Raw genomic sequence first — 26,252 nt, forward strand, 5'->3', positions numbered from 1 at the left:
GGTAAGGAGCCCGCGCTGCCCGAATGTGGTGGTGGGGTGCTCGAATGGCGGAGACACTGGCAAGTTTTGCCCTGGCAACGGCCGGCGGCGCCTAGTACAGCCACTCCTTCGGGTGTGGTGGGAACGTGGCGGCTGGTGCGGCTGGGGGAGAATGTAAGCACCCTGTTGGGTCCTGAAAGAACAACCTGAGGGTTGTTGCTTTCAGAGACTTGGCCAGCCCCCTTGGTGGGGCTGGAAGTCTGCCAGGCATGGCCTGGCCCCACATACCGCTGGACGTTGGTTCAGGTTTGGTGTGGGGCGGATCGGGTTGTGGGTTGGTCGTTTGTTGAGAATTGCACAGTGGACGCGAGCATCTTTGTGGTCAAGTTGTCAAGGGCGAACGGTGAATGCCTTGGCACCAGGAGCCGATGAAGGACGTGGGAGGCCGCGATAGGCCTGGGGGAGCTGTCAACCAAGCTGTGATCCCAGGGTGTCCGAATGGGGAAACCTGGCACCAGTCATGTGGTGTCACCCACACCTGAACACATAGGGTGTGTGGAGGGAACGCGGGGAAGTGAAACATCTCAGTACCCGTAGGAAGAGAAAACAAATAGTGATTCCGTGAGTAGTGGCGAGCGAAAGCGGATTGAGGCTAAACCGGCTGCGTGTGATACCTGTCAGGGGTTGCGTGGTCGGGGTTGTGGGACCCCGCTAAACAAGCTGACACTTGTTTGAGGAGTTACAAAGTCAGTGGCTAGTCGAACAGTCTGGAATGGCTGACCGTAGACGGTGAGAGTCCGGTAGGTGAAAGTTGCTGACCTTCTGTGGGTGTTCCCGAGTAGCGGCGGACCCCTGAAATCTGCCGTGAATCTGCCAGGACCACCTGGTAAGCCTAAATACTTCCTGGTGACCGATAGCGGACAAGTACCGTGAGGGAATGGTGAAAAGTACCCCGGGAGGGGAGTGAAATAGTACCTGAAACCGTTCGCCTACAATCCGTCGGAGCCTTGCGGGGTGACGGCGTGCCTTTTGAAGAATGAGCCTGCGAGTTAGTGGCATGTGGCGAGGTTAACCCGTGTGGGGGAGCCGTAGCGAAAGCGAGTCTGAATAGGGCGATTCAGTCGCGTGTCCTAGACCGAAGCGGAGTGATCTAGCCATGGGCAGGCTGAAGCGCGGGTAAGACCGCGTGGAGGGCCGAACCCACCAATGTTGAAAAATTGGGGGATGACCTGTGGTTAGGGGTGAAAGGCCAATCAAACTCCGTGATAGCTGGTTCTCCCCGAAATGCATTTAGGTGCAGCGTCGCGTGTTTCTTGCCGGAGGTAGAGCACTGGATGGTCTAGGGGGCCCACAAGCTTACCGAAATCAGCCAAACTCCGAATGCCGGTAAGTGAGAGCGCGGCAGTGAGACTGCGGGGGATAAGCTTCGTAGTCGAGAGGGAAACAGCCCAGATCACCAGCTAAGGCCCCTAAGCGTGTGCTAAGTGGAAAAGGATGTGGGGTCGCATAGACAACCAGGAGGTTGGCTTAGAAGCAGCCACCCTTTAAAGAGTGCGTAATAGCTCACTGGTCAAGTGGTTCCGCGCCGACAATGTAGCGGGGCTCAAGCACACCGCCGAAGCTGTGGCATTCACATTTTAACCTCGCTTGGACTTGATTCCTTGTGCAGGTGTGTGGATGGGTAGGGGAGCGCCGTGCCGCGAGTCGAAGCAGCGGGGTGACCCAGTTGTGGACGCGGCACGGAGTGAGAATGCAGGCAGTGAGTAGCGAAAGAAGGGTGAGAAACCCTTCCGCCGGATGACCAAGGGTTCCAGGGCCAGGCTAATCCGCCCTGGGTGAGTCGGGACCTAAGGCGAGGCCGAGAGGCGTAGTCGATGGACAACGGGTTGATATTCCCGTACCCGCGAAAGAGCGTCCCTGATGAACCTCGTTGTGCTAACCACCCGAACTGCCTGAGTGTTTTCGGACGGAGTGGTGGGGAGCGTGGGAACCTGATGGGTAGTAGTCAAGCGATGGGGTGACGCAGGAAGGTAGCTGAGCCCGGCCGGTGGTTGTGCCGGGGTAAGCGTGTAGGCCGTGTCGTAGGCAAATCCGCGACACATGAAGGCTGAGACGTGATGCCGAGCCGATTCAGGTGAAGTCAGTGATCCTATGCTGCCGAGAAAAGCCTCTAGCGAGTTCTTAGCGGCCCGTACCCCAAACCGACACAGGTGGTCAGGCAGAGAATACCGAGGCGATCGGGCGAACTGTGGTTAAGGAACTCGGCAAATTGCCCCCGTAACTTAGGGAGAAGGGGGGCCGGAGACGTGAAGCCCCGCGCGGGTGGAGCGTTGTATGGCCGCAGAGAGCAGGGGGAAGCGACTGTTTACTAAAAACACAGGTCCATGCGAAGAAGTAATTCGATGTATATGGACTGACGCCTGCCCGGTGCTGGAACGTTAAGGGGACCTGTTAGCTCTTCGGGGCGAAGCGGAGAACTTAAGCGCCAGTAAACGGCGGTGGTAACTATAACCATCCTAAGGTAGCGAAATTCCTTGTCGGGTAAGTTCCGACCTGCACGAATGGCGTAACGACTTCCCCACTGTCTCAACCACAGGCCCGGCGAAATTGCAGTACGAGTAAAGATGCTCGTTACGCGCGGCAGGACGGAAAGACCCCGGGACCTTTACTATAGCTTGACATTGGTACTCGAATTAGCTTGTGTAGGATAGGTGGGAGCCGGTGAAGTCCATACGCCAGTATGGGTGGAGGCAATCTTGAAATACCACTCTGGTTGATTTGGGTATCTAACTTCGGACCGTTATCCGGTTCAGGGACAGTGTCTGGTGGGTAGTTTAACTGGGGCGGTTGCCTCCTAAAGGGTAACGGAGGCGCCCAAAGGTTCCCTCAGCCTGGTTGGCAATCAGGTGTTGAGTGCAAGTACACAAGGGAGCTTGACTGTGAGACTGACAGGTCGAGCAGGGACGAAAGTCGGGACTAGTGATCCGGCACTTGCGAGTGGAAGCGGTGTCGCTCAACGGATAAAAGGTACCCCGGGGATAACAGGCTGATCTTCCCCAAGAGTCCATATCGACGGGATGGTTTGGCACCTCGATGTCGGCTCGTCGCATCCTGGGGCTGTAGCAGGTCCCAAGGGTTGGGCTGTTCGCCCATTAAAGCGGTACGCGAGCTGGGTTTAGAACGTCGTGAGACAGTTCGGTCCCTATCCGCCGTGCGCGTAGGATACTTGAGAAGGGCTGTCCCTAGTACGAGAGGACCGGGACGGACGAACCTCTGGTGTGCCAGTTGTCCCGCCAGGGGCACGGCTGGTTAGCTACGTTCGGAAGGGATAACCGCTGAAAGCATCTAAGCGGGAAGCCTGCTTCAAGATGAGGTATCCCACCCACCTTGGTGGGGTAAGGCCCCCAGCTAGACGACTGGGTTGATAGGCCGGAAATGTAAGCCCGGTAACGGGTTCAGTTGACCGGTACTAATAGGCCGAGGACTTGACTACTAAGCTGCTACGCGTCCACTGTGCAACTCTGAACAAGCGAACACCCGTGACTGTGTGCCGGGGTTGTTTGATATGTTCATAGAGTTACGGCGGTCATGGCGGAGGGGAAACGCCCGGTTACATTCCGAACCCGGAAGCTAAGCCCTCCAGCGCCGATGGTACTGCACTCGTGAGGGTGTGGGAGAGTAGGACACCGCCGGACAATCTTCCAGTCGAGGGCCGCCCCATCCGGGTCGGCCCTCGACTGCGTAGCGCCATTGGTGGCGCAATCAGGAAGGATGTACCTGTGAGTTCAGGACCGCAGGGCGGAGATCGTCCCCGTCGTTCCGAAGACCGCACCGACGGCCCGGCTGGACGCGACCGTGGTGCGCGCCGCGACGACCGGCCCCCGTACCGGGGAGATCGGGACAACGCCGGCGGCACCCGAGGCGGATACGCCGGCGGTCGTGATGGTGGTTCCCGTGGCGGCGACCGCGATGGTTCGCGTTCCGGTGCGCCGCGTGAGGGTGGCTTCCGTGGTGGCGACCGTGATGGCTCCCGTTCCGGCGCTCCGCGCGAGGGCGGCTTCCGCGGTGGTGACCGTCGTGAGGGTGGCTTCCGTGGTGGCGACCGTGATGGTTCGCGCTCGGGCGCGCCGCGTGAGGGTGGTTTCCGTGGTGGTGACCGTGACGGTGGCTTCCGTGGTGGTGACCGTCGTGAGGGTGGTTACCAGGGTGGCGGTGACCGTGGCCGTTCCGGTCCGCCGCGTGAGGGTGGCTTCCGTGGTGGTGACCGCGAGGGCGGCTTCCGTGGTGGTGACCGCCGTGAGGGTGGTGGCTTCCGTGGCGGTGACCGCGATGGTTCGCGTTCCGGCGCGCCGCGTGAGGGTGGTTTCCGCGGTGGTGACCGTGACGGTGGCTTCCGTGGTGGTGACCGCCGTGAGGGTGGTTACCAGGGTGGCGGCGACCGTGGCCGTTCCGGTCCGCCCCGCGAGGGTGGTTTCCGCGGTGGCGACCGCGACGGTGGCTTCCGTGGTGGCGACCGCGATGGTTCGCGTTCCGGCGCGCCGCGTGAGGGTGGCTTCCGTGGTGGCGACCGTGATGGTTCGCGCTCGGGCGCGCCGCGCGAGGGTGGCGGCTTCCGCGGTGGCGACCGCGAGGGCGGCTTCCGTGGCGGTGACCGCCGTGAGGGTGGCGGCTTCCGTGGCGGCGACCGTGATGGTTCGCGTTCCAGCGCTCCGCGTGAGGGTGGCTTCCGTGGTGGCGACCGCGATGGTTCGCGCTCGGGCGCGCCGCGTGAGGGTGGCTTCCGTGGTGGTGACCGTGAGGGTGGTTTCCGTGGTGGTGACCGCCGTGAGGGTGGTTACCAGGGTGGCGGCGACCGTGGCCGTTCCGGTCCGCCCCGCGAGGGTGGCTTCCGTGGCGGTGACCGTGACGTGGCTTCCGTGGTGGTGACCGCCGTGAGGGTGGTGGCTTCCGTGGCGGTGACCGCGATGGTTCGCGTTCCGGTGCGCCGCGTGAGGGTGGCTTCCGCGGTGGTGACCGTGAGGGTGGTTTCCGCGGTGGTGACCGCGAGGGTGGTTTCCGTGGTGGTGACCGCCGTGAGGGTGGTTACCAGGGTGGCGGCGACCGCAGCCGTTCCGGCCCGCCCCGTGACGGTGGCTTCCGGGGCGGTGACCGTCGTGAGGGCGGCGCACCCCGTGAGGGCGGCTTCCGGGGCGGTGACCGTCGTGAGGGCGGCGGGTTCCGGGCCGACGAGCGGCCACGTCGCGAGGGGGACTTCCGCCGCGACGACCGTGGCGCGGGGTCCGAGTCGTCCGAGGGTGGGCGCAGCCTGGCCCCGGTGTTGCCGGATGACATCGTCGCGACCGACCTTGACAAGGACGTCCGTGCCGAGCTGCTCTCGCTGAACAAGCCGGTCGCCGAGACGGTGGCCCGGCACCTGGTCGCCACCGGTCAGCTGATCGACGAGGACCCGGCCGAGGCGTTGGCGCACGCGCTGGCCGCCCGCCGGCTCGCGTCGCGCATCTCGGCGGTCCGTGAGGCGGTCGGTCTGGCCGCGTACCACGCGGGGGAGTGGCAGACGGCGATCGCCGAGCTGCGGACGTACCACCGGATGACCGGCCTGCAGAGTCACCTGGCCGTGCTCGCCGACTGCGAGCGCGCCCTGGGTCGGCCGGAGCGGGCCATCGACCTGTTCCGCGGCGCCGACCAGGCGAAGCTGGACCAGGCCGTCGCGATCGAGCTGCTGATCGTCGCGGCCGGGGCACGGGGTGATCTCGGCCAGAAGGACGCCGCTGTCGCGATGCTCCAGGTGCCGGACCTCACCAGCGAGGCGACGGTGCCGTGGACGGCGCGACTGCGGTACGCGTACGCCGACGCGCTGCTCGCCGTGGGTCGACGCGAGGAGGCCCGCGAGTGGTTCTCCCGCGCCGCCGACGTGGACACCGAGGGCGAGACCGACGCCGCGGAGCGGTTGCTGGAACTCGACGGCGTCCTCATCGAGGGAGATGACGAGGACGAGGCCGAGGAGATCGCTGCGGGCCCGGGTGCGCCCGGCTCGGTGCCGGCCCAGCCGGACTCCGACCTGACCGCAGGCGACGACCGCGACGCCGACGACCGTGACACTGACGACTCCGACACGTCCGACCGCGAGGTCGACGCCGAGGCCGACGGCCACGACGACGACGAGGACTTCGACGACGACGAGGACGACGACGACGAGGACTTCGACGACGACGAGGGCGAGGACGACGAGGGCGAGGACGACGACGAGGACTTCGACGACGACGAGGAGGACGGCGTCGCCGCCCGCTCGGGCAACGGCGAAGACCTCCGCGGCGAGGACCTCGGCGGCGAGGACGAGGACCGCCACGCGGACGCGAGCGGCACCTCCCCGGCAACCGCCGCGGACTCGACCACGCCCGCCGGCGACGACAGCCGCGCAGACGACACGCTGAGCGGTGACACGGTGAGCGGCGAGACTGTCGACGGCGACGGTACGGCCCCCGCCCGGGGTGACGAGCCGGAGTCGACGCAGCGATGAGCACGGACGCCGGGAAGCGGCTGATCGACGGGTACACCCTGGTGGTCTTCGACCTGGACGGGGTGATCTACCTGATCGACCGGCCGATTCCCGGCGCGGTCGACGCGGTGGCCCGGCTGCACGCCGAGGGGCGGGCGGTGGCGTACGCCACCAACAACGCCTCACGCCGTTCCAGCGACGTCGCCGACCTGCTGACCGGGATGGGCGTGCCGGCGCGACCGGAGGAGGTGCTCACCTCCGCCGCCGCGTCGGCCGAGCTGCTGCGGGACCGGCTGCCGGCCGGCGCGCGGGTGCTGGTGGTCGGCGCGGAGGCGCTGCGCGCCGAGCTGCGCGCGGTCGGGCTGACCCCGGTCAGCCGCGCCGACGAGAAGCCGGCCGCGGTGGTCCAGGGCTACGGTCCGCAGGTCGGCTGGGCCGAGCTGGCCGAGGCGTCGGTCGCCGTACGGGCCGGGGCGATCTGGGTCGCCACCAACACCGACCGGACGCTGCCCAGCGCCCGGGGTCCGCTGCCGGGCAACGGGTCACTTGTCGCGGTGCTGCGGACCGCGTTGGAACGGGACCCGGACCTGGTGGTCGGCAAGCCGGAGTCGGCGCTGTTCGAGACCGCCGCCCGGCGCGGCGACGGCGGCCGAGCCCTGGTCGTCGGAGACCGGTTGGACACCGACATCGAGGGCGCCCGCCGAGCGGGGCTGGACAGCCTCCTCGTGCTCACCGGCGTCAGCGGCGTACCCGAGCTGCTCGCGGCCGAGCCACGACGGCGGCCCACGTACGTCGCGCGGGACCTGGCGGGGCTCTTCGACCCGACGGCGGTCGTGCGGCTCCCCGGCTCGGCGGACGCCGGCGGCTGGTCCGTCACGGACCGTGCGGGGACGCTGGAACTGGCCGGCGCCGGCCGGCCGCTGGACGCCCTCGCCGCGCTCTGTGCGGCGGCCTGGGCGGCCCCGACGCCGCCGGCGATCCGCCCGGCGGGCCCGGACGCGACTGCCGCGCTGGAGAGCTTCGGGCTGACCACCGACGGGTGACGCCGTCGAGCGTGCTCGTCAGAGCAGCTTGCGCAGCTTCATCAGGTCGAACGGGTTGGCCTTGATCGACACCCGGCGGGACGTGACCGCCTTGGTGACGTCCAGGTCGCCACGGACGAGGGCGAGCAGGTCGTCGCTTGACGTGCTCAACGCGATCTTGGCCTTCGGGTCGTCACCGTCGGTCAGCTCGACCAGCCGGCCACCGCTGATCCGCCCGTGGAACGCCGTGTCCAGGTCGGTGATCCGGCAGGCCAACGTCCGTTCCAGGTCGATCCGTTCGCGGACCGTCTCGGCGTTGCGGTCCAACCGGGCGGCCAGCTCCTGCAACGCCTGCCGGCACTCGTCCACGCTGGCCACATCTCCCCCTCGCCGATCGCCACGCCGTCCCCGGCACCGTACCGCACAGGACAGTCCGGGGTGCCCGGTAGCGTGACACCTGCAGACCGGCGCCGGACGGAAGGACTCAGGCATGCAGGACGCGTGGCGCGCCTACCTCGAACTGGCCATGGGCCTAGCCGAGGCGCCCCGGAAGAAGGCCCAGGACGCGGTGCGTCGCCTCGTCGGCTCCGGCGGCGCGACAGCCGCCCAGCTGCAGGCCCTGGGCGAGGAGCTGGTCACCACCGGCGCCGCCAACCGGGAGGCGCTGACCAAGCTGGTCCGCTTCGAGGTCGACCGGGCCCTCGGCGCGGTCGGTCTGGCCACCGCCGACGAGGTGGCCGAGCTGACCCGACGCGTGCGTGACCTGGAACGGCAACTGCGCGAGGCGCGCGCCACCGAGCCGCGCACGGCGCCGACCGGCGAGCCGGCTGCCGAGGGGCCCGGCGACCCGACACCGCAGCCCGACCCGACCCGCGCCGCACAGCCCGGCACCGGTCTCGCGCCGTCGAACGCCCCGGTCTCCGCTCCGGTCGCGAAGAAGGCCGTTGCGAAGAGGGCTGTCGCGAAAAAGGCCATCGTGAAGAAGCCGCCGGCGACGATCAGCCGAACCGCCGACGAAACCCCGGTGCCGGCGGCCGTGCCGGGCAGGGACGACACCCCGACGCCCGAGGCCGTGCCGGTCAGGGACGAGACCTCGACGTCGGCGGCTCCGTCGGCGCACGACGACATCCCGACACCTGCCGTCATGCCGGCGAAGAAGGCCGTCCGCAAGCGCCGCCCGGACGGTGACTCGTGAGCGACGCCGCCCGTCCGGGCCCGCCGCCCGGCATCCGCCCCGCCCCGCCGGGAGGTTTCCGGCCCGGTCCGCCGCCGGCCGGGTCGTTCGCCGCCCGGCCGAGCCCGCCGGTGGGCGCCCGCCCCGGCCCGCCGCCCGAGGACGTCGGCGACGACACGGCCCGCCACCCGGCGGTGGACGCGGCCGTGCGGGCCATGGACAACGCGGCGACGCTCGCCCCGGCCGACCAGATCGCGCAGTACGAGGCGGCCTACGAGACGCTGCGCGAGACGCTCGCCACCATCGACCAGACCTGAGCAGGACGACCAGGTCGGACAGATCCGGAGAACCACCCATGGCACGTCGCAACCGGCTGGACGCCGAACTCGTCCGCCGCGGACTGGCCCGCTCGCGTGAGCAGGCCGCCGCGCTGGTCGAGGCCGGCCGGGTCCAGCTGCGTGGAGTGCCGGCGCGCAAGGCCGCCGCGATGGTCGACCCCGCCGATCCACTGCTGGTCACGGGGGCCGACCCGACCGAGGAGTACGTCTCCCGGGGCGGGCACAAACTCGCCGGGGCGTTGGCCGCGTTCGAGCCCGGAGGGCTGCGCGTCGCCGGGCGGCGCTGCCTGGACGCCGGCGCGTCGACCGGGGGCTTCACCGACGTGCTGCTGCGCGCCGACGCCGCCGAGGTGGTGGCCGTGGACGTCGGCTACGGGCAGCTCGCCTGGTCGCTGCGCACCGACGAGCGCGTCCGCGTCCTGGAACGCACGAACGTCCGTACCCTCGTCGCGGACGCGATCGGCGGACCGGTCCACCTGACGGTGGCCGACCTGTCGTTCATCTCGTTGCGGTTGGTGCTGCCGGCCCTGGCCGGCTGCACCCGCGACGACGGCGACCTGGCGCTGATGGTGAAGCCGCAGTTCGAGGTGGGCAAGCAGCGGGTCGGCGCCGGTGGCGTGGTCCGCGACCCGGCGCTGCGCGCCGAGGCGGTGCTCGACGTGGCCGCCGCGGCGGCTCAGCTCGGCCTCGGGTTGGCCGACGTGGCGGCCAGTCCGCTGCCCGGGCCCAGCGGCAACGTCGAGTTCTTCGTATGGTTGCGCCGGGGCGCACCACCGGCCGACCCGCAGCGGGTGCGGGCCGTGGTGGAGGCCGGACCGGACGGTCCGACGACGGCCGGCGACGTGCCGGACGTGGCGGCGGAGGAGGTCGCAGGGTGAACGCGTACAGCGAGCGGCGCACGACGGCACGCGGTAGTGCCGGTGCGGCGGCGACGACGGTGTGCCGTCCGACGGCGGACGGGCGGCCGGTCCGATGAGCCGCACGGCGCTGCTGGTGACCCACACCGGCCGTCGGCGCAGCACCGAGCACGCCCGGTCGGTCGCCGCCGACCTCATCGCCGCGGGCTTCGAGGTGCGGGTGGTCGCCGAGGAGGCCGACGATCTCGACCTGCCCGGGACGGTTCCGGTCGCCGGCCCGGAGGCCGCCGAGGGCGCCGAGATCGTCTTCGCGCTCGGCGGGGACGGCACGTTCCTGCGCGCGGCCGAACTGGCCCGCCCGGCGAAGGCGCCTCTGCTCGGCATCAACCTCGGCAAGGTGGGCTTCCTCGCCGAGGCGGAGATCAACGACCTGGACACCGCCGTGCGGGACGTCGTCGAGCGCAACTACACCGTGCACGAGCGGCTCACGCTCGACGTCACGGCCGAGTTCGACGGCGGCCCGACCATCGAGTCCTGGGCGCTCAACGAGATCAGCGTCGAGAAGGGGGAGCGGGCGCAGATGCTCGAACTCCTCGTCGACGTGGACGGCCGCCCGCTGTCCCGCTACGGCTGCGACGGCGTGGTCTGCGCCACCCCCACCGGCTCCACCGCGTACGCGTTCTCCGGTGGCGGTCCGGTGGTCTGGCCGGAGGTGGAGGCCCTGCTGCTGGTGCCGATCAGCGCGCACGCGTTGTTCAGCCGTCCCCTGGTCACCGCGCCGACGTCGACGTTCGTCATCACCGTCGACCCGTTCACCACCCTCGCCGTGCTCGCCTGCGACGGGCGGCGGGTCTACGACCTGCCGCCGGGTGCCCGGGTGACGGTGCGTCGGGGCGCCCTGCCGGTGCGCATCGTCCGGCTGCGCGCCCGTCCGTTCACCGACCGGCTGGTCGCCAAGTTCGGCCTGCCGGTGCACGGCTGGCGGGGCAGCCGCCGGTGACTGTGGCGCACACCGTCGGTGTCCGGCGGTTGTCCACCTGACGACATGTCGCCGCTGCGGCGGCTGAACGCTAGTGACCTGATTGTGCGCTGCGTCGCAGACTCCGATCGGTCCTCATCCACGGATGGCGGGCCCACAGGAGTAGAGGAGCGCATCGCATGCACTGGTCCCCCCGCTGGCTCAGCGCCGGCGCGGTCGGCGCGCTGGTGGTCGGCCTCGCCGCGCCGGCGTCCGCCGAGCCGCCCGTCCGGCCCACCGGCCCGCGCCCGGGCACGTCCGCCCCGGGCGCCGCGCCCGTCCGCATCACCCTCATCACCGGCGACCAGGTCGAGCTGGCGCCGGCCGCGCCGGGCCGGGTCGCCGCCACCGTACGCCCGGGGCCCGGGCGGGAACGGGTCATCTTCCAGACCCTGGAGGTCGACGGCGGGCTGCGGGTGCTGCCCAGCGACGCCCTGCCCTACGTCTCCAGCGGCGTCCTCGACGCCGACCTGTTCGACGTGCAGGAGTTGGCCGCCGAGGGCTACGGCGACGCCACGCAGGGCGCTCTGCCGCTGATCGTGCGCTACCAGGAGCCGGCCGCCGGTCGGGTCCGGCCGCTCGGCGGCGTCACCGACGCCCGCCCCCTGGAGAGCATCAACGGCGCCGCGTTGCGGGTCGGCAAGGCCGACCTCGGTGGCCTGTGGAGCACCCTCGCCGGCACGCCGACAGCCCGCGCCACGACCGCCGCGCCCCGCCTGGGCGGCGGTATCGCCCACGTCTGGCTGGACGGGCGGGTGCACCCGACGCTGGAGCACAGCGTCCCGCAGATCGGCGCACCGACGGCCTGGGCGGCCGGCCGCGACGGCAGCGGCGTGCAGGTGGCCGTGCTCGACACCGGCGTCGACGCCACCCACCCCGACCTGGCCGGGCGGATCGCCGAGGCGCAGGACTTCTCCGGCAGCGGCAGCGCCCGCGACGGCCACGGCCACGGCACGCACGTCGCGGCCACCATCGCGGGCAGCGGCGCCGCGTCGGCGGGGCTGCGCAAGGGCGTCGCGCCCGGCGCGCGGCTGCTGGTCGGCAAGGTGCTCGACGACAACGGCTCGGGCTACGACTCGGCCATCATCGCCGGCATGGAGTGGGCCGCCCACTCCGGCGCGAAGGTGGTCAGCATGAGCCTCGGCGGTGCCCCGACCGACGGCACCGACCCGATGAGCCAGGCGGTGAACGACCTGACCGCCGAGACCGGGGCGCTCTTCGTGGTCGCCGCCGGTAACTCGGGCGCGGCGCGTACCGTCGGCTCGCCGGGCGCGGCCGCGGCGGCGCTCACCGTCGGCGCGGTGGACCGCGACGACAACCTGGCCGAGTTCTCCAGCCGCGGGCCGCGTGTGGGCGACAACGGCCTGAAGCCCGAGATCACCGCGCCGGGCGTCGGGATCGTCGCCGCGCGCGCCGCCGGCACCACAATGGGTACGCCTGTGGGCGACGCCTACACGACCGCGTCCGGGACCTCGATGGCCACCCCGCACGTGGCGGGCGCGGCGGCGATCCTCGCGCAGGACCACCCGGACTGGTCCGCCGGGAAGTTGAAGGACGCGCTGGTCAGCACCACCAGGGGGAACCCGGCCCTGACCGTTTTCGAGCAGGGCGGCGGTCGGGTCGACGTGGCGCGGGCGCTCACCCAGCGGGTGTACGCCTCGGCCACCGTCGACTTCGGTCGGATCACCACGGGCGGCGCGGCGGTGCAGCGCACCGTGACGTACACCAACGACACGGCGGGGTCGCAGACCCTGCGGCTGGCCCTGGACCTGCGCAACCTGGACAGCGGCGCGGCCGAGAGCGACGGCGTGGCCGTCGAGTCCGGTGAGGTGACCGTGCCGGCGGGCGGCAGCGTGGCCGTGCCGCTGCGCGCCGACCCGGCGAAGCTGGCCCGGGGCCCGCACGGCGGTTGGCTGGTGGCGACCGGCGCGGACGGTGTCGCCGTGCGCACGCCGGTGGGGCTCACCGTCAGCGGCCCGCTGCACCAGGTCACCGTGAAGGTGCTGGACCGGCAGGGTCGGCTGACCCTCTCGCCGGGGCTCACCCTCTACGGTGAGCAGCCCGAGTCGGACTTCTGGGGCTGGTGGCCGGGCGAGGGCACGCTGCAGGTCGAGGAGGGCACGTACCTGCTGACCGCGCTTGTCGAGCACGGCGCCCCCCTCGACGAGCAGCTGACCGAGGCCGTCGAGCCCGAGCTGACCGTCGATCGGGACCTGACAGTGGTGCTCGACGCCCGCAAGGGCACGCCGGTGCGGATCGAGACGCCGAAGCCCAGCGAGCAGCGGGCCACGCTCAGCTACTACGTGCACCGCGTGCTGGGCAACGGCCGGCAGATCGACCACGGCGTGATGGCGTACAGCACCGTCCAGCAGGTGAACGTCACGCCGACCCGCCCGGTGCGTCAGGGCGAGTTCGAGTTCGCCTCGCGCTGGCAGCTCGTCGCGCCCATGGTGGACGCGACCATCAGCGGGGTGTCCGGTCCGTCGGACATCAACCTGCTGGGTACGTCGCCGGCGCCGACGGGTCGGCGGAAGCTGCCGCTGGTCTGGGCCGGCGCCGGCACCCCGGCCGAGCTGGCCCGGGTGCGGGGCGCTGCCGCGCTGCTCGCCGCCGACCCCAACCGGAGCGAAGACGAGCAGGTGGCCGCCGCGGCGGCGGCCGGCGCCGCGGCGGTGCTGATCGTCCGCCCGCAGGACCAGACCGCGTGGACGGTCTGGCGGCCGGCCGGCGAGCGGCTGCCGGTTCCGGCGATGGTCGTCGCGTACGACGACGGGCAGCGGCTGATCGCGGCGGCGCGCAGGGGCCGGGCGACGTTGGACCTGACGCTGACCGTGGACAGCCCCTACCTGTACGACGTGTGGCAGGTGTCGAAGGGTCGGGTGCCGGAGCGGATCGTGCACACGGTGACCGCACAGAACACCGCCGAGGTGACCGCCAGCTACGGCGACACGGGCGCGGGCTGGGCCACCGAGGAGCGGTTCGGTTGGCGTCCGTGGCAGGAGTACTCCTGGAACGACGACCAGCGCATCATCCGCAACGGGACCAGCCGGCAGGAGTTCGTCAGCGCCGGGGACTCCTGGTGGCAGCACCGGGTGCTGCACAAGGAGATGTTCATGCAGTGGGGGCAGGTGACCGGTGGGCTGACCCAGGAGCCCCGGCGGTACGCGGCCGACGACCGGGAGGTCGAGACCTGGCACGCTCCGGTGATCCGTCCGGCCGTGCCGGCCGGTGGGGCGCCGGTGCCGACGCGTACGGGCGACAGCCTGGACGTGCGGGTGCCCGAGTTCGTCGATGCCGACGGGCACTACAGCGTGGCCGGCAACAGCGAGGAGCAGGACACCGTCGAGGCTCGCCTCAGCCGCGACGGGCAGCAGATCGCCGACCTGTCCGACGGCTGGGCGCCGGTGCCGACCACCGCCGCAGCGGCCCGCTACCGCCTCGACGTGACGACCCGGCGGGCCTCGGACCAGTGGCGCTACGCCACCCGTACCGACACGGCGTGGCAGTTCACCTCGGCCCGGCCGGCGGGTGACGCGGCCGTGCCGCTGTCGCTGCTCCAGGTGGACTACCGGGTGCCTGCCGACCTGCTCGGCGCCGTACCCGGCCACCGGCCGCACCAGCTGGGGCTGACCCTGCGCCAGCCGAGGGGAGTCGTCGCGCCGACGGGCACCAGCCTGCGGGTGGAGGTCTCCTTCGACGAGGGCGTCACCTGGCGGGCCGCGCCGACCAGAGGGTCGGGGACCCGCTGGACCGCGACCGTGCCGGCCGGGCGGGGAACCGTGTCGCTGCGGGTGCACGCCACCGACCGGGCCGGGAACTCCGTCGACCAGACGGTGCTGCGGGCGTACGGGCTGCGCTGACCGCGGAGTGACGAGTGGGGCCCGCCGTCGCGCCGACGGCGGGCCCCACCGCCTTCAGAGCCAGCCGCGCCGGGCGACCTGGAACGCCAGCCCGGGTCGGGTGTCCACGCCTGCGGCGTCCATCAGGTCGGCGAGGCGACGCTGCACCGTCCGGCGGCTCACCCCGAGCTGGGAGGCGATGGACTTGTCCGGTACGCCGGCCACGAACAGCGATAGCAGTCGGGCCTCGTCGGCGTCGGGCTGGTAGCCGTCGACCGGGCGGTCGTCGGCCTCGTCGCGCCGGCTCTCGGTCGTGGCGGCGGCGAGCGGGTCGTCGAGTCGCAGCCGGGTGGCCACCCGCCAGTGGCTCTCGAAGAGGGCGAGCAGCGCGTCGAGCAGTTGGCTGCGGCCGATCACCGCGGCGCTCGGCTCGCCGCCGTCGCGGTCGGGCACCAGCGGACAGATCGCGGTACGGGCGTCCACGATGGCCAGCCGGACCGGCAGCCGGTCCAGGACCCGGGCCTGCTCACCGGCGGCGACCCCCTTGGCCAGGTCCGTGAGGGCGCCCGGCTCCAGCAGCAGGTCCCGCTCGTAGATGGCCCGGTAGCTGACGCCGCGCGCCAGCGCGTCGAACTCCTCGACGTTCTCCGGGCCCGCCATGGCCAGCGGGTTCGCCCGGCAGAACCAGAGCACCTCGCTGCGGGCCGAGTTCTGCAGGTCCCGCAGCCGGTCGCGCAGCACCCGGCCGCCCCGGATCACCTCGACCAGGTGGTCCACGTGGTGGCGGCGCAGCCCGGAGCGGTACTCCTCGGCCAGTTGGGTGACCCGGCGCCGGGCCGCCTCCAGGTCCTCCTGGTGGCGCAGCAGCGTCGCGCCCAGGGCGACGTCCGGCGCTCTGGGGCGCAGCGGGGCGTCCGGGTCACTGTCGGTGGGCTGCACCAGGCCCTTGGCCCGCAGCGCCTCGACCTGCTCGACGACCTGCGCCCGGGGCCGGCCCAGCCGGTGGACCAGCTCGTCCACCCGGGCCGTGGTGAGCTGGAGCAGGCAGCGGTAGAGCTCCTCCTCGGCGGGGGTCAGGCCGATCACGTCCAACACGGGGCAAGACTGTACGTCGGTGGGGTGCGGGCCGTACCGGGGCCCGGTCGTGGGGCCGGTCGGCTGGTCAACTGTCGGCCCTCGCGTCTACTGTCGGGTGCTGTGCTGGAAGAGCTGCGCATCACCGGACTCGGCGTCATCGAGGACACCACGCTGCCGTTGACCGGCGGGATGAACGTCATCACCGGCGAGACCGGTGCCGGCAAGACGATGGTGGTGACCGGCCTCGGCCTGCTCTTCGGCGGCCGGGCCGACGCCGGGCGGGTCCGTGCCCAACCGGGCCGGGCAGTGGTCGAGGGGCGGCTGCGCCTCTCCGGGCGGGTCGCCGACACGGTGCACGCCCGGATCAGCGAGGCCGGTGGCGAGCCCGACGAGGACGGCTCGCTGCTGCTGAGCCGCACGGTGACGGTGGAGGGCCGCTCCCGGGCCCACCTCGGTGGCCGGAGCATGCCGGTGTCGATGCTGGGCGAGGTAGGCGAGCAGGCGGTGGCCGTGCACGGCCAGTCCGACCAGCTGCGGCTGCTGCGCCCGGCCGAGCAGCGGGCCGCTCTGGACCGCTTCGCCGGGCCGGCGCACGAGAAGCTGCTCGACGCGCTGCGCGAGGCGTACACGGGGTGGCGGCGGGTCGTCGACGACCTGGCCGACCGGCGGCGTAACGCCCGCGAACGCAACCAGGAGGCCGATCTGCTGCGGCTGGGCCTCGACGAGATCACCCGCGTCGACCCGCAGCCCGGCGAGGACGACGAGCTGAAGACCGAGGCGCAGCGGCTGGAGCACGCCGAGGGCCTGCGGACGGCCGCGCAGGTGGCCCAGCAGTGCGTGGCGGGCGGCGCCGAGGCGGCCGACGAGACACCTGACGCGACGGCGCTGCTCGGCACGGCCCGACGCACCCTGGAGGCGCAGTCCGGCACCGACCCGGCGCTCGGCGAGCTGGCGGCCCGCCTGGAGGAGGCGGCCACGCTGGTGACCGACGTCTCCGCGGAGCTGTCGGCGTACCTGGCGACCCTCGACGCGGACCCGGCCCGGTTGCAGCACGTCTACGAGCGGCGGGCCGCGCTGCGGGCGTTGACCCGCAAGTACGCCGACGACGTCGACGGCGTCATCGCCTGGGCCGACCGGGCCCGCACCCGACTGTCCGACCTGGACACGTCCGACGACCTGCTCGACGAGCTGGACCGGGAGGGGCAGCGGCTGGCCGGTGAGGTGGCCGACCTGGCCTCCCGGGTGTCGGTGTCCCGGCAGGAGGCGGCGGTTCGCTTCGCCGACCAGGTCACCGTGGAGCTGGCCGGTCTGGCCATGCCGCACGCCCGGATCGAGGTGGCGGTGCTGCCCCGGCCGGCCGGGCGGGCCGAGCCGACGCTGACTGTCAACGGCGTCGAGGTGGGTGTCGCGGCGGACGGCGGCGACGAGGTGGAGCTGCGGTTGCTGGCCCACCCGGGCGCGCCGTCGTTGCCGTTGCAGCGTGGGGCCTCCGGCGGTGAGCTGTCCCGGGTGATGCTCGCCATCGAGGTGGTCTTCGCCGGCTCGGGCGGCCCGCCCACGCTTGTCTTCGACGAGGTCGACGCCGGTGTCGGCGGCCAGGCCGCGGTGGAGATCGGCCGGCGGCTGGCCCGGCTGGCCCGCAGCCACCAGGTGCTGGTCGTGACCCACCTGCCGCAGGTGGCCGCGTTCGCCGACCGGCACCTGGTAGTGGCGAAGGACACCGGCGGCGCGGTGACCACCAGCGGGGTACGCGTCGTGGAGGACACCGAACGCGCCCGCGAACTGGCCCGGATGCTCGCCGGTTTGCCCGATTCGGATCTGGGTATCGCTCACGCTGAGGAGCTTCTGGCCGTGGCCGCCAAGGAAAGGCGGTTGTGACGCCGCGTATTGTGAGCGCAAGCACACCGGCTTGTGCCGACGTGTGCTTCCCTGGGTAGGCGGCCCTGCTCAGGCATGTCGCGACAGAAAAGCCTGCCTCACATGCCAGGATGGTCACGATGCGTCTACCCACGTTGCGCCGGAACCGAAACGCGGAGCCGGGCAGAGTCCTCGGCACCGCGCGCCTTGATCGCCGGACGAAACGGCTGGTCGGCCGGCTGCGCCCCGGTGACATCGCCGTCATCGACCACGTCGACGTGGACCGGGTGGCGGCCGACTCGTTGGTCGCCGTCGGTGTCGCGGCGGTGCTCAACGCCAAGCCGTCGGTCTCCGGCCGCTACCCCAACCTCGGGCCGGAGGTGCTGGTCGCCGCCGGCATCCCGCTCCTGGACGATCTCGGGGAGGGCGTCTTCGAGCGGATCCGCGAGGGCGACCAGGTGCGGATCGAGGGCAACACCGTGTTCGCCGGCGACGAGCCGGTGGCGCACGGCACCCTCCAGGACGCCGAGTCGGTCGCCAAGGCGATGTCCGACGCCCGGGAGGGGCTGTCGGTGCAGTTGGAGGCGTTCGCCGCCAACACGATGGACTACCTGCGCCAGGAACGCGACCTGCTGCTCGACGGCGTGGGCGTCCCGGACATCCAGACCCAGATCCAGGGTCGGCACTGCCTGATCGTGGTGCGCGGCTACGACTACAAGGCCGACCTGGACGTGCTGCGCCCGTACATCCGGGAGTTCAAGCCGGTGCTGATCGGCGTGGACGGCGGCGCGGACGCGCTGGTCGAGGCCGGGTACACCCCCGACATGATCATCGGGGACATGGACTCGGTCACCGACGACGTGCTGCGCTGCGGCGCCGAGGTGATCGTGCACGCCTACCCCGACGGGCGGGCGCCCGGCCTGCCCCGGGTCAACGGTCTCGGCGTCCCGGCCATCACCTTCCCGGCCGCGGCGACAAGCGAGGACCTGGCGATGCTGCTGGCCGACGAGAAGGGCGCGTCCCTCCTCGTCGCGGTCGGCACCCACGCCACGCTCGTCGAGTTCCTGGACAAGGGACGCGGCGGGATGGCCTCGACGTTCCTGACCCGGTTGAAGGTCGGGGGCAAGCTCGTCGACGCCAAGGGTGTGAGCCGGCTCTACCGGCAGAGCATCTCCGGTTCGTCGCTGCTGCTGCTTGTGCTCTCGGCGATCGCGGCGATGGCCTCCGCGGTGGCCGTCTCCACCGTCGGGAAGGCGTACCTGGGCGTGGTCGCCGAGTGGTGGGACAATTTCGTGTTCCAGCTGTACCGGCTCTTCTAGTTCCCGACCGATCAAGAGGCTGCAAGCGTGATCAACTTCCGCTACCACGTGGTGTCCCTCACCGCGGTCTTCCTGGCTCTGGCGATCGGCCTGGTGGTCGGCACAGCCGCCCTCAACGGCCCGGTCGCCGACTCGCTCAAGCAGCAGGTCACCGGGCTGCGCAAGGACAACCAGCAGTGGCGGCAGCAGGTCGCCAGCATGGAGAAGCAGCTCGGTCTGGAGGAGGAGTTCGCCGAGGAGATGTCGCAGGTCGTCCTGCCGGGCACCCTCGCCGGGCGCCGGGTCGTGGTGCTCAGCCTGCCCAACGGGCGTGACCACACCGAGGGCGTGCTCAAGAAGCTCCAGCTCGCCGGTGCCACCATCACCGGCCGGGTCGACCTGCAGGACAAGTTCATCAACCCGGACAACAACTCCAACCTGCTGGAGCTGGCCGTCACCGCCGCCCGGCCGACCGCGCAGACCACCGGCCTGCCGGGCAACGGGCACGGCGTGGAGACCTCCAGCGCGCTGCTGGCCAGCGTCCTGCTGGACCGGGCGCAGGGCACCGCGCCGGTCAGCGACGCCGACCGGCGGGCGGTGCTCGCCGCGTACAACAACGCCGGCTACCTGACCACCGACAACAACAAGGTCACCGGGCCGGCCGAGGCCGTCGTGGTCGTCAGCGGTCAGCCGTACGTCGACAAGGACTCCGAGAAGCGCGACGAGTCGGTCGTCAAGATCGCCGAGCAGTTCGACCGGACCGGTTCGATCGTGGTGGGCGGCAACGGCTCGGCCGGCGGCAACGTGGTGTCGGTGGTCCGCGGTGACCCGGTGCTGTCGCAGACCATCTCCACCGTCGACAACGCCAACACGGTGCAGGGCCAACTGGTCACCAGCCTCGCCCTGGTGCAGCAGCTCGTGGAGAAGAAGGCCGGTCAGTACGGCGTCGGCGACAACGCCGCGTCCCTGCTGCCTAGACTGCCCCAGTGAGCGAACGACGTACCCCCGTGTCCGGAACCGTCGCGACCCTGCGCCCGAGCGAGGTGACGGCGTGAGGACGCTGGGCCGGCTGCTGATCGCCGGCGCCGGCGCGGCCGCCGCCCGGTACGCGCTGCGCGAGGTGCGGACCGCCCCGGTGGGGCCGGCGCTGGAGCGCACCAACTTCCGGGGCCGGACGGTGACGCTCGCCGCCGGGCCGGCGCTCGCCGGCGGTGCGACCGCGGCAAGCGTGTTCGGCGCCACAAGCGCCGCCTCCGGAGGTGCTGCCCTGGTCGCCGGCCTCGGCGCCGGCGGTGTCGGGCTCTACGACGACGTGGTCGGATCCCGTCCGGAGCAGAAGGCGGCCAAAGGCTTCGCCGGGCACCTCGCCGCGCTGCGGGAGGGGCGGGTCACCGCCGGGCTGGTCAAGGTCATCGGAGTGGGCGCCGCGGGGCTGGGCGCGGCCGCGCTGCTCGCCGCCGACCCCCGGGTCGCCGCGCACCCGCGCCGGCAGCGCCACGGCGCCGTCGGTCGAGGGGTCGACGTGCTGCTCGGCGCCGGAGTGATCGCCGGCACCGCCAACCTGCTCAACCTGCTCGACCTGCGGCCCGGCCGGGCCATCAAGTCCGGGCTGCTGCTGGGCGCACCGCTGGCCGGTGGCCCGCACGGCGGGATCGCCGCCGGCGCGGCCGGCGCCGCGGCCGGCCTGCTCCGCGACGACCTGTCCGAGGACGTGATGCTCGGCGACAGCGGCGCGAACGCGCTCGGCGCCCTGCTCGGCGTCGCCCTCGCCGCCCGCAGCGGCCCGCTCGGGCGGGCCGGTCTGCTCGCGGTGCTCGCCGGTCTGACCGCCGCCAGCGAGAAGGTCAGCTTCACGTCGGTGATCCAGCGGACCCCGGGCCTGCGGCAGCTCGACGCACTGGGCCGACGCGCCGACTGACGACGTGACCAGACCGGCATCCCTCGCCGGCGCCGGCCGGCTGGCCGGGGCAGCCGCGCTCATCGCCGTCCTCACCGTGCTCAGCCGGCTCGCCGGCTTCGGCCGTACCGCCGTGTTCACCTGGAGCCTCGCCCCGACCGACCTCGGCGGCGCCTACGTGGTGGCCAACGCGGTCCCGAACTTCATCTTCGAGATCGTCGCCGGGGGAGCCCTGGCCAGCCTCGTCGTACCGCTGCTGGCCGGGGCCGTCGAGGCCGGTGACCGCACGGCGGTCGCCCGGACCACCGGCGCGCTGCTGAGCTGGACTCTCGCCCTGCTGGTGCCGCTCGCGCTGCTCGTGGTGCTGTTCGCCGGCCCGGTGGTCGAGTCGCTGGGCCACCACCTGACCGCCGCCCAGCAGCAGAGCGGCGTACGGATGCTGCGGGTCTTCGCGCCGCAGCTGCCGCTGTACGGCGTCGGCATCGTGCTCACCGGGGTGCTCCAGGCGCACCGGCGCTTCGCCTGGCCGGTGCTCGCCCCGCTGCTGTCCAGCCTCACCGTGATCGTCGTCTACCTGGGGTTCACCGCCACGCAGGGGCGGTACGCCACAGTCGCCGGGGTGAGCCCCGGCGGCGAGGTGCTGCTCTCCGCCGGCACCACCCTGGGCGTGGTGACGCTGTCGCTGTCGCTGCTCATCCCGGTCCGCCGGCTGCGCCTGGGGTTGCGGCCCGGGTTCGGGTTCCCCGCCGACGCGCGGGCCCGGGTCGGCGGGTTGGCGGTGGCGGGCGCGGTCACCGTCACCACGCAGCAGATCGCCCTGATCGTCAGCCTGAACCAGGTCACCGCGGGCGCGCGCAGCAACCCGGGTGTCTACAACCTGGCGCAGACCGTCTACCTGCTGCCGTGGGCGGTGCTGGCGGTGCCGCTGGCCGTCGCCGCCTATCCGACGCTCGCGGCGGCGCGGTCGGCCGGCGACGAGGACGGCTACCGGGCGACGCTGGCCCCTTCCGTGCGCGGGGTGCTGCTGTTCAGTTGTCTCGGCGCGGCCGCCCTGGTCGGGACCGCGGGACCGGTCGGGCACTTCTTCTTCCCCGCGTCCACCGCGTCCACCGCCGCCGCCGCGATCACCGGGTACGCCCCGGGCCTGGTCGGCTACGGACTGTTCGCGATCCTCACCCGGGCCCTCTACGCCCGGGGCGAGACTCGGGCGGCGACCGCCGCGACCGCCGTCGGCTTCCTGGTGGTGCCGCCCGCCGTCCTGGTGCTCGGCGCGATCCTGCCGGTGCGCGACCGGGTGCTCGCCGTGACGTCCGCCAACTCGGTGGGCATGGTGGTGCTCGGCGTGTTGCTCGTCACGGCGGTGCTGCGCAGCGCCGGCCGGCCGGCGCTGGCCGGCGCGGCCCGGGCCGGTGCGGCCGGTGGCCTCGCCGGGCTGCTCGCCGCGCTCGCCGGGCTGGGCGTGAGCCGCTGGCTCGACAGGCTGGACGACGGCACCCCGACGACGCTCGCGGCACTCGGTCAGGGCATGCTGTCCGGGGTTGTGGTCGGTGTCGTGTTCCTCGTCGTGGTCTGGTTCGTCGACCGGCGGGACGTACGGCCGCTACTGACCGGGGTGGTCCGCCGCCTCGGCCGGCGAGGGCCGCGGGGCCGGGCCGGCACGTCGACGCCGGGCGCGGTCCCCCCGGAGCGGGGCGACGGGAAGGAGACGGCGGTTCGGTGAGCGTTGTCAACGGGAACCGGCGGTGGCCGGAATGACGGAAACCAGCGGTCGGCGAGGTTCCGTGGCGCTGCTGCTGGCTTCCAGCACCGGCGGGGTCGGCCAGCACGTCCGCTCGGTGGCGCGTGGGCTCGTCGCGTCCGGCGCCTCCGTGCTGGTCTGCGGGCCGACGGCCACCCAGGAGCAGTTCGACTTCACAGGCGTCGGCGCGCGTTTCCAGCCGGTGGCGATACCGGCCAGCCCGACCCCGGCCGACGCGCGGGCGGTGCTCGCCCTGCGGCGGGCGCTCGCCGCCGCGCCTGTCGACGTGGTGCACGCCCACGGTCTGCGCGCCGGTCTCGTCGCCGTGCTGGCCCGTCCGTCCGCCCCGGTGGTCGTGACCTGGCACAACGCGGTCCTCGCGGGCGGCCTGCGCGGTGGGGTCTCCCGGCTCGTCGAGCGGGTGGTCGCCCGGGGCGCCCGGGTGGCTCTCGGCGCCTCCGCCGACCTGGTCGAGCGGGCCGCCGCGCTGGGCGCCGCCGACGCCCGACTCGCCCCGGTCGCCGCCCCGACGCTGCCCGCTCCGCGTCGACGCCGCGCCGCCGTGCGCGCCGAGTTCGGCGTACGACCGGAGCAGCCGTTGCTCGTCTCGGTGGGGCGGCTGCACCCGCAGAAGCGCTACGACGTGCTGATCGACGCGGCGGCCCGCTGGCGTACGCGGACACCCCCGCCGGTCGTGGTGATCGCCGGGAGCGGTCCGGCGTACCTGCCGCTGGCCGCCCGGACCTCGGCGGCGCGCGCGCCGGTGACCCTGCTGGGGCACCGCACCGACGTGGCCGACCTGCTCGCCGGCGCCGACCTGGCGGTGGTCACCAGCGACTGGGAGGCCCGGCAGTTGTTCGCCCAGGAGGCGATGCGGGCCGGCGTACCGCTGGTGGCGACCGCGGTGGGTGGCCTGCCGGAGCTGGTCGGCGACGCCGCGGTGCTGGTCCCGGCCGGTGACGTGGACGCGGTCGACGCGGCGGTGCGCGCGCTGCTGGACGACCCGGCGGCCCGGGCCGAGCTGGGTCGGCGCGGTGCCGAGCGGGCGGCGACGTGGCCCACCGAGGAGGACACGGTGGCCGTGCTGGCGGCCCTCTACGCCGAGCTGGGCGCCCGTCCGACTCCTCCGGCGACCCCCGGCTCCGACGCGCGGATGACGGGACACCGGTGATGTTGCGTCGACTCGCTCCCGCCCTGTTGACAGTGCTCGTGGTGGTGTTGGGCGTCACCGCCCTGGCCGCCCGGCCGCCCCAGGGCGCACCGGGGCGCACCGCCGACTTCGTGGTGCTCGCCGGGATCGCCGGGCTGCGCTGGGAGGACGTCGACCAGCAGAGCACCCCGACGTTGTGGCGGATGGCCCAGGACGGCTCGATCGGCTCCCTGTCGGTGCGGTCCGCGCATCGACCCACCTGCCCGGTCGACGGGTGGCTGACCCTCGGCGCGGGCAGCTTCGCCGCGTGGAACGGCACCCGGGCCGACGGCGGCTGCCCGCCCGCCGGCGTGGCAGTGGAGCAACCGGACGGGATCGGCGCGAACCTGCCCGACCAGGAGAGCGTGGTCCAGTACAACCAGCAGCGGCTGCCCTGGGGCACCATGCCCGGGTCGCTGTCGGAGTCGGTGCGCTGCTCGGTCGCCGTGGGTCCGGGCGCCGCCGTGGCCGCCGCCCGCCCGTTCGGCCGGGTCGACAGGTACGCCGCGGGTCTGCCCGCCGATCCGCGCCGGCTGCTCGGCTCGTGCGTGCTGAGCATCGTCGACCTCGGCACGGTCGAGGGGACCGACCCGGCGGCGCGTGCCGTGCAGGCGCGGGAGGCCGACAAACAGTTGGCCCGGGTCCTGGCCGCCCGGCCGGAGCGGTCGCTGGTGCTGGTCGCCGGGATCTCCGACACCGAACAACCGTCTCGGCTGCACGTGGCGGTCGCCGACGGGCCGGGCTGGGAGCGGGGGTGGCTCACCTCGGCCAGCACCGGCCGCGACGGTTACCTGCAACTTGTCGACCTCGCGCCGACGGCGTTGGCCGCGCTGGGCCGGCCCATGCCGGAGCGGCTGTTCCTCGGCCGGCCGGCGGTCAGCACCGGGGGCCGTCCGGCCGACCTGACGAAGGCGATAAACGCTCCGGCGGACGCCGACCGGGAGGCGGCCGCCCAGCGGGCGGTCTCCGGCCGGTTCTTCGCCCTGCTCGCCGGGTTGCAGGTGCTGCTGGCCCTGGCGGTGCTGCCGTTGCTGCGCCGGGCCCGACCGCACGCCGGCCCGGCCGGCCCGACCCCGGTCTCCGCCCGCGTCGTGGCGGTGGTGGAGTTGCTGCTGGTGGCGGCCGCGTTGACGGTTCCGGCCGCGCTGCTCGCCGACGCCGTCCCCTGGTGGCGGGGCGAGCACCCGGGATGGGTCTTCGGCGTGGTAACCGGGTTGCTGGTCGCGGGGGGCACGGCGGCGGTCCGGTTCGCCCCCGGGTACGCGAGCACGCTCGGCCCGTTCGGCGCGGTGGCCGGCCTCACGACCCTGGCGGTCGGGCTGGACGTGCTCACCGGGTCGAGCCTCCAGCTCAACAGCGTGGTCGGCTACTCGGCGTTGCAGGGTGGCCGGTACGCCGGGCTGAGCACTGTCGGGCTGGGGGTGTTCCTCGCCGGCGCGCTCGTGACCGGCGGGTGGTTCGCCCAGCGGGTGCACCGCCGCTGGCGGCCCGCCGTGATGGTCGCCGTGGGTGGCCTCGCGGTGGTGGTGGTCGGCAGCCCGTACCTGGGCGCCGACCCGGTGGGCGCGATCGCGTTGACCGCCGGGCTGAGCGTGGCCGCGGCGATCAGCGCCGGCGGCTGGTTGACCATCACCCGACTGGCCTGGGCCACGATGGCCGCCCTGGCGGTCGGCATCGGCTTCGCCGTGGTGGACCTGCGCCGGCCGGCGGCCGAACGGGGGAGCCTGGGTCGGTTCCTGTCCGCGGTGGGCGACGGCACCGGCGGGTTCACCGTGCACCGGTCCAGCACGGCCAACTTCGAGACGTTGGTGAACAGCCCGTTGACGGTGCTGGCGCTGGCCGGCGGGCTGCTGGTGTGGTTCGCCCTGCTGCAGCCGTGGGGCGGGCTGATGCGGCTGTTCGGCATCTACCCGGCGGTGCGGGCCGCGCTGGGCGGCACGGCTGTCGCGGCGGTGCTCGGTGGTGTGCTCGACGGTGCGGCACTGGACGTGGCGGGCGCGGCTGCCGCCCTGGTGGTGCCGATGGCCGCGCTGGCGTCGCTGCGGGTCCTCGGGCACGCCGCCGACCGGACCCGACCGGTCACCGGCCGCGCCCGGGAGAACGAGGCGGACGACGACTCGGGCTCCGGCGGCGACGGCCCGGCCGGTGGAGGTGACGGTCCGACCGGTGGCGGTGGGCCGCTGGGCGCGGGTCATCCCCGGCCGATCGGCGGCCCGCCCGCGGCGCCCCCACGGGCGGTCGTGCTGCCCCCGGGCCCCGACGACGCTCCCGCGGGCCCTGCGGTGGTCGGCGGGCCCGTACCGCCGTCCGAGGAGCACCCGGCGGCGGACGCGGCGGCCGGGGCGCCTCCCGCGCCCGCGCAGCGGCGACCAGCCGACACACCGGCGGAAGAACCGGCGGACGCACCGGCCGCGTCGGTCACCCGGCCATCGACCGAGGTTGCCGCCTCCTGACCGACGGGCGTCGTCCCGGT

General features: G+C 72.5%; 16 protein-coding genes, 2 rRNA genes and 1 pseudogene. 17 read left to right on the plus strand and 2 right to left on the minus strand.

Annotated elements, in window-relative coordinates:
* Positions 1–359 precede the first annotated feature (359 nt).
* The 5 genes and pseudogenes from MILUP08_RS13590 (at position 360) to MILUP08_RS13610 (ending at position 7,518) form a co-directional block, all read left to right on the plus strand.
* A 23S ribosomal RNA gene (locus MILUP08_RS13590) occupies positions 360–3,472 on the plus strand.
* Between the two features lie 85 nt (positions 3,473–3,557).
* Positions 3,558–3,674: ribosomal RNA gene (gene rrf, locus MILUP08_RS13595) — 5S ribosomal RNA — on the plus strand.
* A 160-nt stretch (positions 3,675–3,834) separates the two neighbouring features.
* The gene (locus MILUP08_RS35875; RefSeq protein ID WP_167626040.1) at positions 3,835–4,905 is read left to right on the plus strand and encodes a hypothetical protein; all 1,071 of its coding nucleotides are present in this window, start codon (positions 3,835–3,837) and stop codon (positions 4,903–4,905) included.
* Between the two features lie 475 nt (positions 4,906–5,380).
* Positions 5,381–6,011 (plus strand): annotated as a pseudogene (locus MILUP08_RS34165) (hypothetical protein); the annotation flags it as partial.
* A gap of 481 nt (positions 6,012–6,492) precedes the next feature.
* Positions 6,493–7,518 carry an HAD-IIA family hydrolase gene (locus MILUP08_RS13610; RefSeq protein WP_007458479.1) on the plus strand — a complete coding sequence of 342 codons (1,026 nt, stop codon included), beginning with the start codon at positions 6,493–6,495 and terminating at the stop codon, positions 7,516–7,518.
* Between the two features lie 18 nt (positions 7,519–7,536).
* Here the strand turns inward: MILUP08_RS13610 and MILUP08_RS13615 are convergent, their stop codons facing one another.
* On the minus strand, positions 7,537–7,875 hold the full coding sequence (locus MILUP08_RS13615; protein ID WP_007458481.1) for an SCP2 sterol-binding domain-containing protein: 339 nt from the start codon (positions 7,873–7,875) through the stop codon (positions 7,537–7,539).
* 112 nt (positions 7,876–7,987) lie between these two features.
* Between MILUP08_RS13615 and MILUP08_RS13620 the strand changes: the two genes are divergently transcribed.
* The 5 genes from MILUP08_RS13620 to MILUP08_RS13640 all read left to right on the plus strand — a co-directional run bounded on the left by MILUP08_RS13620 (position 7,988) and on the right by MILUP08_RS13640 (position 14,744).
* Complete coding sequence (locus MILUP08_RS13620) at positions 7,988–8,692, plus strand: phasin family protein (RefSeq protein ID WP_007458483.1); 705 nt, start codon at positions 7,988–7,990, stop codon at positions 8,690–8,692.
* Complete coding sequence (locus tag MILUP08_RS13625) at positions 8,689–8,988, plus strand: hypothetical protein (protein ID WP_007458488.1); 300 nt, start codon at positions 8,689–8,691, stop codon at positions 8,986–8,988. The genes MILUP08_RS13620 and MILUP08_RS13625 overlap by 4 nt, the downstream gene beginning before the upstream one ends.
* 38 nt (positions 8,989–9,026) lie before the next feature.
* Positions 9,027–9,887, plus strand: coding sequence for a TlyA family RNA methyltransferase (locus MILUP08_RS13630; protein WP_007458489.1), 861 nt, complete (start codon positions 9,027–9,029; stop codon positions 9,885–9,887).
* 94 nt (positions 9,888–9,981) lie between these two features.
* Complete coding sequence (locus tag MILUP08_RS13635; protein ID WP_039907907.1) at positions 9,982–10,866, plus strand: NAD kinase; 885 nt, start codon at positions 9,982–9,984, stop codon at positions 10,864–10,866.
* Positions 10,867–11,024: 158 nt separating this feature from the next.
* Positions 11,025–14,744, plus strand: coding sequence for a S8 family peptidase (locus tag MILUP08_RS13640; RefSeq protein ID WP_007458491.1), 3,720 nt, complete (start codon positions 11,025–11,027; stop codon positions 14,742–14,744).
* A 54-nt stretch (positions 14,745–14,798) separates the two neighbouring features.
* On the opposite strand, the gene MILUP08_RS13645 is transcribed toward MILUP08_RS13640, so the two are convergent.
* Entirely contained in the window at positions 14,799–15,818 is a 1,020-nt protein-coding gene (locus MILUP08_RS13645) for a helix-turn-helix domain-containing protein (RefSeq protein WP_007458496.1), read from the minus strand.
* Between the two features lie 102 nt (positions 15,819–15,920).
* Between MILUP08_RS13645 and recN the strand changes: the two genes are divergently transcribed.
* From recN to MILUP08_RS13680, 7 genes are all read left to right on the plus strand, one after another.
* Positions 15,921–17,678 carry a DNA repair protein RecN gene (gene recN, locus MILUP08_RS13650; protein ID WP_007458498.1) on the plus strand — a complete coding sequence of 586 codons (1,758 nt, stop codon included), beginning with the start codon at positions 15,921–15,923 and terminating at the stop codon, positions 17,676–17,678.
* Between the two features lie 119 nt (positions 17,679–17,797).
* Complete coding sequence (steA, locus tag MILUP08_RS13655) at positions 17,798–18,976, plus strand: putative cytokinetic ring protein SteA (RefSeq protein WP_007458500.1); 1,179 nt, start codon at positions 17,798–17,800, stop codon at positions 18,974–18,976.
* A gap of 27 nt (positions 18,977–19,003) precedes the next feature.
* A complete protein-coding gene (locus MILUP08_RS13660; protein ID WP_007458502.1) occupies positions 19,004–19,945 on the plus strand; it encodes a copper transporter in 942 nt (313 codons plus the stop codon).
* A 61-nt stretch (positions 19,946–20,006) separates the two neighbouring features.
* Positions 20,007–20,873, plus strand: a complete 867-nt coding sequence (locus MILUP08_RS13665) for a hypothetical protein (RefSeq protein ID WP_007458504.1) — start codon at positions 20,007–20,009, stop codon at positions 20,871–20,873.
* A 4-nt stretch (positions 20,874–20,877) separates the two neighbouring features.
* Positions 20,878–22,572, plus strand: a complete 1,695-nt coding sequence (gene murJ, locus MILUP08_RS13670) for a murein biosynthesis integral membrane protein MurJ (RefSeq protein ID WP_007458506.1) — start codon at positions 20,878–20,880, stop codon at positions 22,570–22,572.
* A 31-nt stretch (positions 22,573–22,603) separates the two neighbouring features.
* Positions 22,604–23,761 (plus strand): glycosyltransferase family 4 protein, encoded by a 1,158-nt coding sequence (locus tag MILUP08_RS13675; protein WP_007458507.1) that lies wholly within the window; start codon positions 22,604–22,606, stop codon positions 23,759–23,761.
* Complete coding sequence (locus tag MILUP08_RS13680; protein WP_007458509.1) at positions 23,761–26,232, plus strand: hypothetical protein; 2,472 nt, start codon at positions 23,761–23,763, stop codon at positions 26,230–26,232. The genes MILUP08_RS13675 and MILUP08_RS13680 overlap by 1 nt, the downstream gene beginning before the upstream one ends.
* Positions 26,233–26,252 lie beyond the last annotated feature (20 nt).

Source organism: Micromonospora lupini str. Lupac 08, assembly GCF_000297395.2.
Lineage (GTDB): Bacteria > Actinomycetota > Actinomycetes > Mycobacteriales > Micromonosporaceae > Micromonospora > Micromonospora lupini.